The sequence below is a fragment of the Streptococcus oralis genome, from assembly GCF_016127915.1.
Taxonomy (GTDB): domain Bacteria; phylum Bacillota; class Bacilli; order Lactobacillales; family Streptococcaceae; genus Streptococcus; species Streptococcus oralis_BO.
Window position 1 is genome coordinate 1,148,883 of record NZ_CP066059.1, and the last position, 16,233, is coordinate 1,165,115.

Here is a 16,233-nt window from a genome sequence, read left to right on the forward strand (position 1 = left end):
CACGTTTTTCAGCTCTTTCCGATGGTATTTTTCCTTGCTTTCCTTTATAATGGGTGTATGGACAAGAAAAAATTATTATTAATTGATGGATCTTCTGTTGCTTTTCGAGCTTTTTTTGCGCTCTATCAGCAGTTGGATCGTTTTAAAAATGCTAATGGCCTTCATACCAATGCAATCTATGGCTTTCAACTCATGTTGAATCATGTCTTAGAGCGGGTTGACCCCAGTCATGTTTTGGTAGCCTTTGATGCTGGTAAGACGACTTTTCGAACAGAGATGTATGCAGACTACAAGGGTGGCCGTGCTAAAACTCCAGATGAGTTTCGTGAGCAATTTCCCTTCATTCGTGAGTTGTTAGACCATCTTGGGATTCGCCATTATGAGTTGGCCCAGTATGAAGCGGATGATATCATCGGAACTCTTGGTCGCTTGGCTGAAAATGAATCTTTTGATGTAACAATCGTTAGCGGAGACAAGGACTTGATCCAGTTGACGGATGAGCATACGGTGGTCGAGATTTCCAAGAAAGGTGTGGCTGAGTTTGAGGCCTTTACACCAGACTATCTCATGGAAAAAATGGGCCTCACACCGGCTCAGTTTATCGATCTTAAGGCTCTTATGGGAGATAAGTCTGATAATATCCCTGGCGTCACTAAGATTGGTGAAAAGACGGGTATCAAACTCTTGCTAGAACACGGTTCGCTAGAGGGTATTTATGAAAATATCGACAGGATGAAGGCTTCTAAGATGAAGGAAAATCTCATCAATGACAAGGAACAAGCCTTTTTGTCTAAAACCTTGGCGACTATTGAGACAAATGCACCGATTGAGATTGGCCTTGATAATTTGGTCTATAACGGCCCAGATGTGGAAAATCTCGGGAAATTCTACGATGAGATGGGCTTCAAACAGCTTAAACAAGCTTTAAATGTGTCATCGACGGATGCGCCTGAAAGCTTGGATTTCGCCATCGTTGACCAAGTCAGTCAAGATATGTTGAGTGACGACTCTATCTTCCACTTTGAACTCTTTGGTGAAAATTACCATACAGATGATTTGGTTGGTTTTGCCTGGTCCTGTGGGGATAAACTTTACGCCACAGATAAACTTGAGCTCTTGCAGGAGCCGATTTTCAAGGAATTTTTAGAAAAAACACCTCTGAAAGTGTATGACTTTAAGAAAGCGAAGGTTCTTTTAAATCGCTTGGGTTTGAACCTCCAGGCACCTGCTTTTGACAGTCGCTTGGCAAAATACTTACTCTCAACAGTCGAGAACAATGAAATCTCAACCATTGCGAATCTCTATGGCCAGACTTACTTGGTCGATGATGAGACTTTCTACGGTAAGGGTGTCAAGAAAGCTATCCCTGAGAGAGAGAAATTCTTGGAGCACTTGGCTCGCAAGGTTGCTGTATTGGTTGAGACTGAGCCTGTTTTACTTGAAAAACTCAGTGAACATGGACAATTAGACCTTCTCTATGACATGGAGCAACCTCTGGCTTTTGTCCTTGCTAAGATGGAAATTGCTGGGATCAAGGTCAAAAAAGAAACCCTACTTGAGATGCAGGCTGAAAATGAGGTCGTCATTGAGCAACTCACTCAAGAGATTTATGAGCTAGCTGGTGAGGAGTTTAATATCAACTCCCCTAAGCAGTTGGGCGTGCTTCTCTTTGAAAAACTGGGTCTTCCTCTAGAATACACTAAGAAAACCAAAACAGGTTACTCGACAGCCGTGGATGTGCTAGAGCGACTAGCTCCTATTGCTCCGATTGTTAAAAAAATTCTAGACTACCGTCAGATTGCTAAGATTCAATCTACCTATGTGATTGGTTTGCAGGACTGGATTTTGGATGATGGCAAGATCCACACGCGCTACGTGCAGGATTTGACTCAGACCGGACGTCTGTCTAGTGTAGATCCAAACTTGCAAAATATCCCTGTTCGTTTGGAACAAGGCCGTCTCATTCGTAAGGCCTTTGTACCTGAATGGGAGGATAGTGTTCTTCTTAGCTCGGATTATTCGCAGATTGAGTTGCGCGTTTTGGCTCATATTTCTAAGGATGAGCACTTGATTAAGGCCTTCCAAGAGGGAGCAGACATCCATACCTCGACAGCCATGCGGGTCTTTGGAATTGAACGCCCTGAGGATGTAACTCCAAACGACCGTCGCAATGCCAAGGCTGTCAACTTTGGAGTGGTCTACGGAATTTCAGATTTTGGTTTATCGAATAATCTGGGCATCAGCCGTAAAGAGGCTAAGGCTTACATTGATACCTACTTTGAACGCTTCCCAGGGATCAAAAACTACATGGATGAAGTGGTACGTGAGGCGCGTGATAAGGGTTATGTAGAGACTCTCTTCAAACGTCGTCGTGAGTTGCCAGATATTAATTCGCGCAACTTCAACATTCGTGGTTTTGCAGAGCGGACGGCCATCAACTCTCCTATTCAGGGTTCGGCAGCAGATATCCTTAAGATTGCTATGATCCAGCTAGACAAGGCTCTAGTTGAAGGTGGTTATCAGACCAAGATGCTGTTGCAAGTGCACGATGAAATCGTCCTTGAGGTTCCGAAATCGGAACTAGCAGCCGTTAAAGATCTAGTGAAACAAACCATGGAAGAAGCTATCCAGCTCAGTGTTCCCCTTATCGCAGATGAGAATGAAGGAGCAACCTGGTACGAGGCTAAATAAGAAAGCTATGATAGAGTTTGAAGCATTTATCTTCAAACTCTTTTTCAAGATTTTCTGTAAGCAGTTTCCTTGACATCTTACTTGTTTTGCGCTATCATATGTCCATATAATATATGGGAGTCTGTGTACAGTCTGAGAGGAAGTGTTAAACTTCGACCGCACCTGATCTGGGTAATGCCAGCGTAGGGAACGATACTTAGCCGAATTCTGACCTTTTCCATATATGGAAGGGGTTTTCTTTTTATCAAAAGGAAACCTGAGAAAAGGAGGTTTTTATGAAAGCAAGCATTGCCTTGCAAGTCTTGCCCCTATCGCAGGGGGTTAACCGAGTCGCTATTATCGATCAGGTGATTGCTTATCTGCAAGCTCAGTCCGTGACCATGGTGGTGACACCCTTTGAAACGGTCTTGGAAGGGGAGTTGGATGAACTTATGCGCATTCTCAAAGAAGCGCTAGAAGTGGCAGGGCAGGAAGCAGATAATGTCTTTGCCAATGTCAAAATAAATGTAGGAGAGATTTTGAGCATTGATGAGAAACTTGAAAAGTATACTGAGACGACACATTAGTCTATTGGGTTTTCTAGGAGTCTTGTCAATCTGGCAGTTAGCAGGAATATTCAAACTTTTACCCAAGTTTATCCTACCAACTCCTTTTGAAATTCTCCAGGCCTTTGCTCGTGACAGAGAATTTCTCTGGCACCATAGCTGGGCGACCTTGAGAGTGGCTTTACTAGGTCTAGTCTTGGGAGTCTTGATTGCCTGTCTCATGGCGGTGCTTATGGACAGTCTGACTTGGCTCAATGATTTGATCTACCCTATGATGGTGGTTGTCCAGACCATTCCGACTATTGCTATAGCTCCTATCCTAGTCTTGTGGCTAGGATATGGGATTTTGCCCAAGATTGTCTTGATTATCCTGACGACAACCTTCCCTATCATCGTCAGCATTTTGGATGGTTTTAGGCATTGTGACAAGGATATGCTGACCTTGTTTAGTCTGATGCGAGCCAATCCTTGGCAAATCCTGTGGCATTTTAAAATCCCGGTCAGCCTGCCTTACTTTTATGCAGGTCTGAGGGTCAGTGTCTCCTACGCCTTTATCACAACAGTGGTATCTGAGTGGTTGGGAGGTTTTGAAGGACTAGGTGTTTATATGATTCAGTCTAAAAAACTGTTTCAGTATGATACCATGTTTGCCATTATTATTCTGGTGTCGATTATCAGCCTTTTGGGTATGAAGCTGGTCGATATCAGCGAAAAACATGTGATTAAATGGAAACGTTCATAGAATAAGAATGTTTCAAAAAAGAAAAGAGGAAATAAAATGAAGAAAACATGGAAAGTGTTTTTAACGCTTGTAACAGCTTTTGTGGCTGTCGTGCTGGTGGCTTGTGGCCAAGGAACTGCTTCTAAGGACAACAAAGAAGCAGAAGTCAAGAAGATTGACTTTATCCTAGACTGGACGCCAAATACTAACCACACAGGGCTTTATGTTGCTAAGGAAAAAGGTTATTTCAAAGAAGCTGGAGTGGATGTTGACTTGAAATTGCCACCAGAAGAAAGTTCTTCTGACTTGGTTATCAACGGAAAGGCACCATTTGCAGTGTATTTCCAAGACTACATGGCTAAGAAATTGGAAAAAGGCGCAGGAATCACTGCCGTTGCAGCTATTGTAGAACACAATACATCAGGAATCATCTCTCGTAAATCTGACAATGTAGCTAGTCCAAAGGACTTGGTTGGTAAGAAATACGGAACTTGGAATGATCCAACTGAACTTGCTATGTTGAAAACCTTGGTAGAATCACAAGGCGGAGACTTTGAGAAGGTCGAAAAAGTACCAAACAACGATTCAAACTCAATCACACCGATTGCCAATGGAGTTTTTGACACTGCTTGGATTTACTACGGTTGGGATGGAATCCTTGCTAAATCTCAAGGCGTAGACGCTAACTTCATGTATTTGAAAGACTATGTCAAGGAGTTTGACTACTACTCACCAGTTATCATCGCAAATAATGACTATTTGAAAGACAATAAAGAAGAAGCCCGTAAAGTCATCCAAGCTATCAAAAAAGGCTACCAATATGCTATGGAACACCCAGAAGAAGCTGCAGATATCCTCATCAAGAATGCCCCTGAACTCAAGGAAAAACGTGACTTTGTCATTGAATCTCAAAAATACTTGTCAAAAGAATACGCAAGCGACAAGGAAAAATGGGGACAATTTGACGCAGACCGTTGGAATGCCTTCTACAAATGGGATAAAGAAAATGGCATCCTTAAAGAAGACTTGACAGACAAAGGCTTCACCAATGAATTTGTGAAATAATGACAGAGATTAAACTAGAACATGTAAGCTATGCCTATGGTGAGGAGAAGATTTTAGAGGACATTAACCTGCAGGTGACTTCAGGTGAAGTAGTCTCTATCCTAGGTCCCAGTGGTGTAGGCAAGACTACCCTCTTTAACCTGATTGCAGGAATTTTAGAAGTCCAGTCGGGAAGAATTGTCCTTGATGGAGAGGAGAATCCCAAGGGGAGCGTGAGTTATATGTTGCAAAAGGATCTCCTCTTGGAGCATAAGACAGTCCTTGGCAATATCATCCTGCCCCTCTTGATTCAAAAGGTGAATAAAGCAGAAGCCATTGCCCGAGCGGATGACATCCTTGCGACCTTCCAGCTGACAGCTGTACGGGATAAGTATCCTCATGAACTCAGTGGTGGGATGCGTCAGCGTGTAGCTTTACTCCGCACCTACCTTTTCGGGCACAAGCTCTTTCTCTTGGATGAGGCCTTTAGCGCTTTGGATGAGATGACCAAGATGGAACTCCACGCTTGGTACCTTGAGATTCACAAACAGCTACAGCTGACGACCTTGATCATCACGCATAGTATTGAAGAGGCCCTCAATCTCAGTGACCGCATCTATATCTTGAAAAACCGCCCCGGGCAGATTGTTTCAGAAATTAAACTAGATTGGTCTGAAGACGAAGACAAAGAAGTCCAAAAGATTGCCTACAAACGACAAATATTAGCAGAATTGGGATTAAATACGTAGCCTTTTAAGAAATTAGTATATGTTAAATACAAGCGAAATCCTTGCTTGTATTTTTTGTTTCAAAGCTGATGAACATGCATGATTAGGCTTAATATTTAAAGAAATGGTAAGTTAATATAAAAATAAATAAATTTTAGTTGACATTTTGTAATGGAACTGTATAATATAATTGAATCATTATAGACAATAAGGAGGATAATGTGGTGAACAAGAGAACTAGCAAACTCTTTCATGGCTTGATGGCCTTGCTGCTAGTAGTGTCAGTTTTTCTACCTGCACTCAAAGTTAGCACTGTTGTTCAAGCGGAGGAACTGCCAGCAAGCAGTTACACAATGAAAACTGTTTCAAAAATCAACAATAACAAACTTGTTGATGGCGCTAAGTACGGGGAAGGTAAATTCTATCTTCAACCAACTTATAGTTTCCCCAACGAAGTAACCCTCAAAGATGGGGATTACATGGTGTATCATGTTCCAAACGAATTTAAAATTGAAAAAGATTCTACTACGGAATTGAAAGCACCAGATGGGCAAACAACTATTGCTGAATTGACAACTAGTAGAGCAGATAACACAGCTACTGTCAAAGTGACAAATGCTGCTTACTTTGCTAATTTGTCAGAGAATAAGGAGATTACTGCCCTGTTTACAGTCGTTTGGGCAGATAGTGTTAAACTAAACACTCCTTATCAAATTAATATCCCAGGTGACCAAGTTTACACTTTGACTCGTATCGTCCCAGATGATGACCCAACTGGATTTACTAAATGGGGAGTTCAAGACTCAGACGATCCTAACTATGTAAACTGGCGTATCCGTGTTAACCGCTATGCAAAATCTTACACAGGGGTTAAACTCGAAGATACTATTCCAGAAGGACAAGTTCTTGCGAGTGAAATTACTGGTTACTACTTTACTGAGTGGAACAAAGCTGAAGCTCGTCCAAAACTAGAAGCTGCCCATATCAACGTTGTTGATGGAAATCACTTTACAATCACTCCAAACGGTGATGGTACAATGGACGGACAAGGTCTCTATATCCTATATAAAACTCGTCTAACTGCTCCAGTTGACAATGCAACTAAAAAAGCATTTAACGATGTTAAAGCGACAACCGATCAAGAAACATTTGATGTTCATGGATTTGCTCCTTTGACAACTACAGAAGGTATCGGTTCAGGTGCGAAGTCTGATGAGGTTGAATTCCAAGTTAAGAAAAAACTTGAAGGAAAAACTCTTGAGGCAGATGCATTTACTTTCCAATTGATTGCTCCAGATGGTTCTGTAACCGAAGCTAAAAACGATGCTGAAGGAAATATTAAATTCCCAACAGTTAAATTCTCAAATGAAGGTACATTCAAATACCAAATTAAAGAAGTAAATGACAACAAACCTGGCTATACATACGATGATTCAGTGCTTGAAGCAGAAGTTACTGTAGCAAACGTGTATGGTCAAAAGATTGCAAGCGTTAAATATAAAGATTCTAAGAAAGAATTTACAAACTCATACGCTGCTAAAGAAGCAAAACTTCAACTTGAAGCTAAGAAAGTCTTGAACGGTAAAGCTCTTGAGGCTGGCCAATTTGAATTTGAGTTGAAAGAAAACGGAACAGTTCTCCACACTGTTTCAAACGATGCAAACGGTAAGATTCAATTCCCAGAACTTACGTTCACAAAAGAAGAAACTCGTACATTCACTATCACTGAAAAAGCAGGTGATGTAGCCGGAGTTGAATACGATCCAAATGCTTATGAAGTAACAGTAGTCGTTAAAGATAACGGCCAAGGTCAACTTGTTGCAACTGCAACAGGTGCAGACAACCTTACTTTCACGAACGTTTATAAAGCTAAACCAGCAAAAGCTACCATCACAGCTACTAAAGTCTTGAATGGTAAAGAGCTTGAAGCTGACAAATACGAATTCGAACTTAAAGAAGGTGACAAAGTCGTTGCAACAGCTAAAAACGCTGCCGACGGTACTGTGACTTTCAAAGAAATTGAGTACAATGAAGCAGGCGACCACACTTACACTATCTCAGAAAAAGCAGGTAGCGAAGCAGGTGTGACATACGACACTGCTAAACACGAAGTTAAGGTAGCAGTTACAGATAATGGTCAAGGCCAACTTGTTGCAACTGTTACAGGTAACAACCCAACCTTCACCAACACATATAAAGCAGCTAAAACAAGTACAACGATTACAGCTACTAAAGTCTTGGATGGTAAAAAACTTGAAGCTGACAAGTATGAGTTCGAACTTAAAGAAGGTGACAAAGTCGTTGCGACAGCTAAAAACGCTGCCGACGGTACTGTGACTTTCAAAGAAATTGAGTACAATGAAGCAGGCGACCACACTTACACTATCTCAGAAAAAGCAGGTAGCGAAGCAGGTGTGACATACGACACTGCTACACATGAAGTGACAGTAAACGTTACAGATAACGGTCAAGGTCAACTTGAGGCAGCTGTTACAGGCAACAACCCAACCTTCACCAACACTTATAAAGCAGCTAAAACAAGTGAAACTATTAAGGCTACTAAAGTCTTGAATGGTAAAGCCCTTGAAGCTGGTAAATATGAGTTTGAACTTAAAGAAGGTGACACAGTCGTTGACACAGCTACAAACGCTGCAGACGGAACTGTTACTTTCAAAGAAATTGAGTACAACGAAGCAGGTAGCCACACTTACACTATCTCAGAAAAAGCAGGTAGCGAAGCAGGTGTGACATACGACACTACTAAACACGAAGTGACAGTTGAAGTTGTTGACAACGGTGCAGGCAAACTTGTTGCAACTGCAACTAACAACAACCCAACCTTCACCAACACATATAAAGCAGCTACAACAACAGCTACTATCACAGCTACTAAAGTCTTGAATGGTAAAGCTCTAGAAGCTGGTAAATATGAGTTTGAACTTAAAGAAGGTGACAAAGTAATCGGAACAGCTACAAACGCTGTAGACGGTACAGTTACTTTCGCAGGTATCGAGTACAAAGAAGCTGGTGAGCACACTTACACTATCTCTGAAAAAGCAGGTAACGAAGCAGGTGTGACTTACGATAAATCTACTCACAATGTAACAGTAAAAGTTACAGATAATGGTCAAGGTCAACTTGTTGCGACTGTAACTGACAACAACCCAACCTTCACCAACACTTATGTTGCATCTTCAACACAAGTAATCTTCACAGCTAAGAAAATCTTGAAAGATAAAGAACTTGCAGAAGGTCAGTTTAAGTTTGAACTTAAAGAAGGTAACGAAGTAATCGAAACAGCTACAAACGCTGCAGACGGTACTGTTACTTTCAAAGCAATTAAGTACGCAGCAGCAGGTGAGCACACTTACACTATTACTGAAGTAAAAGGTGACGATAAGAATATCAAATATGATGAAAATTCTTACGAAGTGACAGTAAAAGTGACAGATAATGGTGCAGGCCAACTTGTAACAACAGTTACAGGCAACAACCCAACAATCACTAACACGTATACTGAACCGAAAAAAGAAGAACCTAAGGAAGGTCCTAAGGAAGATCCTAAGGGTGAACAGCCTAAGGGAGATTTGCCAAATACTGGTGGATCAGACTTTACAGTATTCTCTACTATTCTTGGTCTAGTTCTTGCAGCTTTGGCAGGACTTGTATACCGTGCTAAAAAAGTTGACTAATCTCAACTTTGAATAACTAAAAAAGATGGCGACTGTTTTACGGTTCCATCTTTTTGTTTTGGATAGTTTATAATAATCTTCGCAACTCGTTCCCTTTTCCTTTAAAAAAATCAAAAATTTCGGTATAATAGTCAAAGATAGTCAAGGTTCAAAGAAGGAGTTTGATTTACTATGAGATTAAAAAATACATCAGATCATATCGAAGCCTATATCAAGGCGATTTTAGACCAATCTGGTATCGTGGAATTGCAGCGGAGCCAGTTGGCAGATACCTTCCAGGTTGTACCGAGTCAGATCAACTATGTCATCAAGACACGCTTTACGGAAAGTAGAGGTTACTTAGTTGAGAGTAAACGAGGTGGTGGAGGCTACATTCGCATAGGGCGTATTGAGTTTTCCAGTCATCATGAGATGCTCCGCGATTTGCTTTACTCGATTGGTGAGCGAGTTAGTCAGGAGATCTATGAGGATATTCTCCAGCTTTTGGTGGAGCAGGACTTGATGACCAAGCAGGAAATGACCTTGCTGACTTCAGTAGCAACGGATCGTGTCCTAGGAGAAGAATCCTCAGTTGTCCGTGCCAATATGCTCCGACAGCTATTACAAGAGGTAGATAGAAAAGAGAAGTAAGATGAACTATTCAAAAGCATTGAATGAATGTATCGAGAGTGCCTACATGGTTGCGAGCCATTTTGGAGCCCGTTACCTAGAGTCTTGGCATTTATTGATTGCCATGTCCAATCACAGTTACAGTGTGGCAGGTGCAACTCTAAATGATTATCCTTATGAAATGGATCGTTTAGAAGAGGTTGCGTTGGAACTGACTGAAACGGATTATAGCCAAGACGAAACTTTTACGGAATTGCCCTTTTCCCATCGTTTAGAAGTTCTCTTTGCAGAAGCAGAGTATGTAGCCTCAGTGGTCCACGCAAAGGTGCTAGGGACAGAACATGTCCTCTATGCGATCTTGCATGACGGCAATGCCTTGGCAACTCGCATCTTGGAGAGAGCAGGCTTTTCTTATGAAGACCAGAAAGATCAGGTCAGAATTGCTGCTCTTCGTCGTAATCTAGAAGAGCGTGCAGGATGGACAAGAGAAGATCTCAAGGCTTTGCGTCAACGTCATCGCACAGTAACTGATAAGCAAAATTCTATGGCCAATATGATGGGCATGCCTCAAGCTCAAAGTGGTGGTCTAGAGGACTACACGCATGACCTAACGGAGCAAGCGCGTTCTGGCAAGTTAGAGCCAGTTATAGGTCGAGACAAGGAAATCTCACGTATGATTCAGATTTTGAGTCGGAAGACCAAGAACAATCCGGTCTTGGTTGGAGATGCGGGTGTCGGGAAAACAGCTCTGGCACTTGGTCTTGCTCAGCGTATTGCTAGTGGGGATGTACCTGCGGAAATGGCAAAGATGCGCGTTTTGGAGCTTGATTTGATGAATGTTGTTGCGGGGACACGTTTCCGTGGAGATTTTGAAGAGCGTATGAACAATATCATCAAGGATATCGAGGAAGATGGCAAAGTAATCCTCTTTATCGATGAACTCCACACCATCATGGGTTCTGGTAGCGGTATTGACTCGACTCTGGATGCAGCTAATATCTTGAAACCAGCCTTGGCTCGTGGAACTTTGAGAACGGTTGGTGCAACCACTCAGGAAGAATACCAAAAACACATCGAAAAAGATGCTGCCCTTTCTCGTCGGTTTGCCAAAGTGACGATTGAAGAGCCTAGTATGGCAGATAGTATAACCATTTTGCAAGGTTTGAAGGCTACCTATGAGAAACATCACCGTGTGCAAATCACAGATGAAGCTGTTGAAACAGCTGTTAAGATGGCGCATCGTTACTTAACTAGTCGTCACTTGCCAGACTCTGCTATCGACCTCTTGGATGAAGCGGCAGCAACAGTGCAAAACAAATCCAAGCATGTGAAAGCAGACGAATCCGACTTGACTCCAGCTGACAAGGCCCTGATGGATGGCAAGTGGAAACAAGCTGCCCAGCTAATCGCAAAGGAGCAGGAAGTCCCTGTCTATAAAGACTTGGTAACAGAATCTGAAATTTTGACTACCTTGAGTCGCTTGTCAGGTATCCCAGTCCAAAAACTGACGCAAACGGATGCCAAGAAATACCTTAATTTGGAAGCGGAACTGCACAAACGTGTCATTGGCCAAGATCAAGCTGTTTCAAGCATTAGCCGTGCCATTCGCCGCAACCAGTCAGGAATTCGTAGTCACAAGCGTCCGATTGGTTCCTTTATGTTCCTAGGGCCGACAGGAGTCGGTAAGACCGAATTGGCAAAGGCTCTGGCAGAAGTCCTCTTTGATGACGAATCAGCCCTTATCCGCTTTGATATGAGTGAGTATATGGAGAAATTCGCAGCTAGCCGTCTCAATGGAGCACCTCCTGGCTATGTGGGCTACGAGGAAGGTGGGGAGTTGACCGAGAAAGTTCGCAACAAACCATACTCTGTACTCCTCTTTGACGAGGTAGAGAAGGCCCACCCAGACATCTTTAATGTCCTCTTGCAAGTCTTGGACGACGGTGTCTTGACAGATAGCAAGGGACGCAAGGTTGACTTTTCAAATACCATTATCATCATGACGTCAAACCTTGGTGCGACAGCCCTTCGTGATGACAAGACTGTTGGCTTTGGTGCTAAAGACATTCGTTTTGACCAGAAAAATATGGAAAAACGAATCTTTGAAGAGTTGAAAAAAACTTATCGACCAGAGTTTATCAACCGTATTGATGAAAAGGTGGTCTTCCACAGCTTAGATAGCAAACACATGCAAGAAATTATCAAGATTATGGTTAAACCATTGATTGCTAGCCTGGCAGAGAAGGGCATCGACTTGAAACTGCAAGCTTCAGCGTTGAAGTTACTAGCAAGCCAAGGATATGATCCAGAAATGGGAGCTCGCCCACTTCGCAGAACACTGCAAACAGAAGTGGAAGACAAGTTGGCAGAACTCCTCCTTAAGGGAGAACTGGTAGCAGGCAAGACCCTCAAGATTGGTGTCAAAGCAGGTCAGTTAAAATTTGATATTGCTTAAAAATGGAGAGTCAGGAGTAATCCTGGTTCTTTTTTGCTACTTTTTTATAAAAAATGATAAAAAACTATTGACAAAACAAAAATATAGTATATAATAAAAACATAAAAAATAAAAAATAAAAATATCAAAAAGTATAAAAAGGTAAAACGTTTATGAAAAAGAAAACAGCAGTGGTGTTTGGGACCTTTGCCCCTCTCCATCAGGGGCATATCGATCTGATCCAGCGAGCAAAGCGTCAGTGTGACCAGGTCTGGGTAGTCGTGTCAGGCTATGAGGGAGACAGAGGGGAGCAGGTAGGTTTAAGTCTGCAAAAACGATTTCGCTATATCAGAGAGGCTTTTCGTGATGACGAATTGACCTCTGTCTGCAAGCTGGATGAGACCAACCTTCCCCGTTACCCTATGGGCTGGCAGGAGTGGTTGGACCAGATGTTAGCGGAGATTTCCTATGATGAAAACCAGCAAGAACTGACTTTCTTTGTAGGAGAAGAAGAATACCAGCAAGAACTAGCTAAACGTGGATTTTGCACCGTCTTGCAAGAAAGAAAGTTTGGTATCTCAGCGACTATGATTAGAGAAAATCCAAGCAAATATTGGAAATACATCGCACAACCCTTCCGTCGTCAGTTTACCAAGAAAGTCTTGATTATGGGAAGTGCTAGCAATGGGAAGACCACTCTGGCCAAGGATTTGGCAAGGTATTACGATGCACCCGTTAGTCTGGAATACGCGCGTGAGTACCAGATCAAAAACAATGTCCGCGACGATGAATTGACTCCAAAAGATTACTATTATCTCCTTTTAGGGCAGTATGACCAGACCTCCAAGCTAATCGATAGCAATGCCAATCGAGGTCTAGTGATTGCCGATACCAACTCCTTGGTAACCAAGGGTTACTATGACTATTATATGGAGACTGAGGACCAAGGGGACTTATCAGGAGAAACCTTTGACAATCTCTTTGTTTCGATCTTAGCCAAGGAAAAATGGGATTTGATTCTCTTTGTGCAGCCTGTTGGCTCCTATGTCAATGACGGATTTAGAGATATGACCATGGCAGAAGACCACATTCGCTACAGTTTTTCCCAGCATCTGGATCAGATGAGGGAGCGATACTTAACGACTATTCCTTTAGTTTATCTAGCAGAGGATTATCTAGGCAATTATGAAGCAGCAAAAGTGGCTATCGATGCCATTTACCAAGCAGATTAGGAGAAAATTATGAAAACAGTAACTAAAAAAATCACACAATTTATCGAAAACTTTAAAAATGTCCATGCCGAAGCTCGCAAAATTGGTTTTGCAGGAATCATGCGCTTGCTCTGGAAAGATCTCTTTGTCGGCCGGAGCCTTTTCCAGTGGTTGTATCTCATCGCCCTGTCAAGTGTTCCCTTGCTCTTAGAGTTCACGCAAAATACAGAAAGCCATGACTGGCTGAGCTTGTTTGCATCTTGGACTGGGATTGTCTGTGTTATCTTGGTAGCGGAAGGTCGTGCAAGCAATTATCTCTTTGGGGCCATTAACTCTGCTATCTATTTGATCTTGGCCATGAATGCGACTTTTTATGGAGAAGTTTTGACGACTGTTTACTTTTTTGTCATGCAGCCGATTGGTCTCTATGCTTGGTTGTCCAATCGTATCAATGACCAAGGAAAACCAGAAGAATCCCACTTTGAAGCTAAGAAATTATCTGTTCTTGACTGGCTCAAGTACTTGGCCTTGACTGCCATTATCTGGATTGGTATGGGCTTGGCTTATCAAAGTATCAATAGTGCTCGACCTTTCCGTGACAGTGTAACCGATGCGACCAATGGTGTTGGTCAGCTCTTGATGACACGTCTTTACCGCGAGCAATGGATTTTCTGGATTGCAACCAATCTCTTTAGTATCTACCTCTGGTGGGGTGAAAATATCCACATCCAAGGGATGTACTGGGTTTACACACTGAACAGTCTAGTGGGTTGGTACCAATGGACTAAGGCAGTTCGAAAGGAGGCATAAGATGGCAGATACGATAATTCCAGCCGGGATGACGGAAAAAGAATATTATGAAATCCATGCCAGTCAGGAGGAGTTTTTAGACTGGTACTACAAGCAGGAACTCCCTCAATACGAAAAACCAAGTGTGACAGTGGATATGGTAGCCTACTGCTTTGTTGAAGGAAAGATCAAGCTCTTATTAATTCGCCGCAAGGCCCACCCTTATCAGAACTGTTTAGCCTTAGTTGGAGGCTTTATGGACAAGGGAGAAGATGCTGCACATGCCTGTCAGCGCGAGGTGAGAGAAGAAGTCAATCTCGATCTACCTTTGGAGAAAATCGAGCAATTAATGACCGTATCGACTCCCGAGCGTGATCCACGGGGCTGGACAGTGACCATTGCCCACTTAGTGTACCTACCTAGTCGTGCATTAGACCTCGTTCAGGCTGGAGACGATGCCAAGGATGTCGTTTTCGTAGATGTCGACTTTCAGACGGGCAAATGCTTCCTAGAGGGGGGTGAGCTGGACGAGCAAGCCTTCGCCTTTGACCATTATGCCATTATCCAAGAATCCATCAAACGAATCCAAGGCCGTCTCGACTGGAATCCGACCTTCCTTTATCTGCTGGAGGAGGAGTTCACTGTCTACGAGGGGACTGAACTGGTCAATCTCATCAACCCTGGTCGCCCAATTGTCAGCAATAACTTTCTCGTAAAATACGGAGAATATGTAGAAGAAGTCGGACTCAAACGAGTACCCAAAAAGAAACCAAGAAAAACCTATCGATTGAAATAAAAAACGAGGCCGGGAACTTTTCCCGACCTTTTTATTTATCATCATTTTTTATGAATGGCTATCTTTCTTAGGATTACTCAATAGTGATGCAAAAAATAGGACTCTAATCTAAAAAATTTTCTATTTTTTCGTTTCGATTACGAATAAAGATAGTAGAGAGAAATTTTTTAAAATAGTTTCTCTAAATAGTTGACAGATTCAAGGCTTAATGTTACAATTATATTACAAAAAGATTTCTTATCATTTCAAAAATGTTACAAAGGAGTAGAAAAATGAAAAAGAAAACCTATATCAAATTGATGGCAGCGACTGTATTGGCTTCTACCTTGCTACTGGGAGCTTGTGGAAATAAAAACGAAACCACTCAAAGCAGCAGCTCTGCAAAAACAAGTCAATCATCAAGTTCTAAAGCAGCTTCTTCTAGCAAAGAAAGCAAGACTCAAAAATCTTCAAGCTCAGCTTCATCAGAAAAGGCTCAGGCATCTTCTGGTCAGTCTTCTACAACGCCAGATCAGTCACAAGCGAAACCAGCACCTGAATCAAGACAAGAACAAGCAGCTCCTAGTCAACAAGCCCCTTCTCAGGCTCCATCAACTCAGCAAGGCTCTCAAGCCCAGTCTAACCAGTCAGGCTATGATCCAACAACTGACCGCCAACTTCAAGACAAGCAAGCTGAACACAACAAACGCTATAAGGGTGTTTTAACCATGGTCGATGGTGATTTCTCAGCAGCAGCAGGCAACTGGAAGGGAGCGAATGGCGAAACTATTACAGTTTCATCAGGGGGCCAATTTACAGTAGAAACTGCAGATGGAAAGAAAGAAAACTATTTTATCAGAGGCTACTCTTACACTCTTGATGATGGCAAGTATAATGCCAAAATCGGTGGCGGAAAAATCATCCAAATTACAACAGGTGCGGATGGTAAAGTTTCAAGCGTTGCCTTGATTCAATAATAGTATCTAGGTTTTCC

The 16,233-nt window shown here is 42.3% G+C and carries 12 protein-coding genes; all 12 read left to right on the top strand.

Annotated features, from left to right (window positions below; genetic code table 11):
- Positions 1–57 precede the first annotated feature (57 nt).
- The 12 genes from polA (at position 58) to I6H78_RS05640 (ending at position 16,216) form a co-directional block, all read left to right on the top strand.
- Positions 58–2,691 carry a DNA polymerase I gene (gene polA / locus I6H78_RS05585; protein ID WP_198459052.1) on the top strand — a complete coding sequence of 878 codons (2,634 nt, stop codon included), beginning with the start codon at positions 58–60 and terminating at the stop codon, positions 2,689–2,691.
- 275 nt (positions 2,692–2,966) lie between these two features.
- The gene (locus I6H78_RS05590; protein ID WP_198459053.1) at positions 2,967–3,257 is read left to right on the top strand and encodes a thiamine-binding protein; all 291 of its coding nucleotides are present in this window, start codon (positions 2,967–2,969) and stop codon (positions 3,255–3,257) included.
- Positions 3,220–3,978 carry an ABC transporter permease gene (locus I6H78_RS05595; protein WP_198459054.1) on the top strand — a complete coding sequence of 253 codons (759 nt, stop codon included), beginning with the start codon at positions 3,220–3,222 and terminating at the stop codon, positions 3,976–3,978. Before I6H78_RS05590 ends, I6H78_RS05595 begins: the two co-directional genes overlap by 38 nt.
- Before the next feature lie 36 nt (positions 3,979–4,014).
- Positions 4,015–5,022: an ABC transporter substrate-binding protein gene (locus tag I6H78_RS05600; protein WP_198459055.1), complete on the top strand. Its 1,008-nt coding sequence runs from the start codon at positions 4,015–4,017 to the stop codon at positions 5,020–5,022.
- The gene (locus tag I6H78_RS05605) at positions 5,022–5,750 is read left to right on the top strand and encodes an ABC transporter ATP-binding protein (RefSeq protein ID WP_198459056.1); all 729 of its coding nucleotides are present in this window, start codon (positions 5,022–5,024) and stop codon (positions 5,748–5,750) included. The genes I6H78_RS05600 and I6H78_RS05605 overlap by 1 nt, the downstream gene beginning before the upstream one ends.
- A gap of 203 nt (positions 5,751–5,953) precedes the next feature.
- Complete coding sequence (locus tag I6H78_RS05610) at positions 5,954–9,421, top strand: Spy0128 family protein (protein WP_416069067.1); 3,468 nt, start codon at positions 5,954–5,956, stop codon at positions 9,419–9,421.
- 171 nt (positions 9,422–9,592) lie between these two features.
- Positions 9,593–10,051 carry a CtsR family transcriptional regulator gene (locus I6H78_RS05615; protein WP_198459058.1) on the top strand — a complete coding sequence of 153 codons (459 nt, stop codon included), beginning with the start codon at positions 9,593–9,595 and terminating at the stop codon, positions 10,049–10,051.
- A gap of 1 nt (position 10,052) precedes the next feature.
- Positions 10,053–12,485 (top strand): ATP-dependent Clp protease ATP-binding subunit, encoded by a 2,433-nt coding sequence (locus tag I6H78_RS05620; protein WP_198459059.1) that lies wholly within the window; start codon positions 10,053–10,055, stop codon positions 12,483–12,485.
- A gap of 152 nt (positions 12,486–12,637) precedes the next feature.
- A complete protein-coding gene (locus tag I6H78_RS05625; protein WP_198459060.1) occupies positions 12,638–13,696 on the top strand; it encodes an AAA family ATPase in 1,059 nt (352 codons plus the stop codon).
- Positions 13,697–13,705: 9 nt separating this feature from the next.
- On the top strand, positions 13,706–14,485 hold the full coding sequence (gene pnuC / locus I6H78_RS05630; RefSeq protein ID WP_198459061.1) for a nicotinamide riboside transporter PnuC: 780 nt from the start codon (positions 13,706–13,708) through the stop codon (positions 14,483–14,485).
- Position 14,486: 1 nt separating this feature from the next.
- Positions 14,487–15,260, top strand: a complete 774-nt coding sequence (locus tag I6H78_RS05635; protein WP_198459062.1) for an NUDIX domain-containing protein — start codon at positions 14,487–14,489, stop codon at positions 15,258–15,260.
- A 272-nt stretch (positions 15,261–15,532) separates the two neighbouring features.
- Complete coding sequence (locus I6H78_RS05640) at positions 15,533–16,216, top strand: hypothetical protein (protein WP_198459063.1); 684 nt, start codon at positions 15,533–15,535, stop codon at positions 16,214–16,216.
- The last annotated feature ends 17 nt before the right edge of the window (positions 16,217–16,233 follow it).

What these genes read in the sequence shown, in the direction of transcription:
- polA (WP_198459052.1), top strand. Translation starts at nt 58, where the DNA reads ATGGACAAGAAAAAATTATTATTAATTGATGGATCTTCTGTTGCTTTT.
- I6H78_RS05590 (WP_198459053.1), top strand. Translation starts at nt 2,967, where the DNA reads ATGAAAGCAAGCATTGCCTTGCAAGTCTTGCCCCTATCGCAGGGGGTT.
- I6H78_RS05595 (WP_198459054.1), top strand. Translation starts at nt 3,220, where the DNA reads ATGAGAAACTTGAAAAGTATACTGAGACGACACATTAGTCTATTGGGT.
- I6H78_RS05600 (WP_198459055.1), top strand. Translation starts at nt 4,015, where the DNA reads ATGAAGAAAACATGGAAAGTGTTTTTAACGCTTGTAACAGCTTTTGTG.
- I6H78_RS05605 (WP_198459056.1), top strand. Translation starts at nt 5,022, where the DNA reads ATGACAGAGATTAAACTAGAACATGTAAGCTATGCCTATGGTGAGGAG.
- I6H78_RS05615 (WP_198459058.1), top strand. Translation starts at nt 9,593, where the DNA reads ATGAGATTAAAAAATACATCAGATCATATCGAAGCCTATATCAAGGCG.
- I6H78_RS05620 (WP_198459059.1), top strand. Translation starts at nt 10,053, where the DNA reads ATGAACTATTCAAAAGCATTGAATGAATGTATCGAGAGTGCCTACATG.
- I6H78_RS05625 (WP_198459060.1), top strand. Translation starts at nt 12,638, where the DNA reads ATGAAAAAGAAAACAGCAGTGGTGTTTGGGACCTTTGCCCCTCTCCAT.
- pnuC (WP_198459061.1), top strand. Translation starts at nt 13,706, where the DNA reads ATGAAAACAGTAACTAAAAAAATCACACAATTTATCGAAAACTTTAAA.
- I6H78_RS05635 (WP_198459062.1), top strand. Translation starts at nt 14,487, where the DNA reads ATGGCAGATACGATAATTCCAGCCGGGATGACGGAAAAAGAATATTAT.
- I6H78_RS05640 (WP_198459063.1), top strand. Translation starts at nt 15,533, where the DNA reads ATGAAAAAGAAAACCTATATCAAATTGATGGCAGCGACTGTATTGGCT.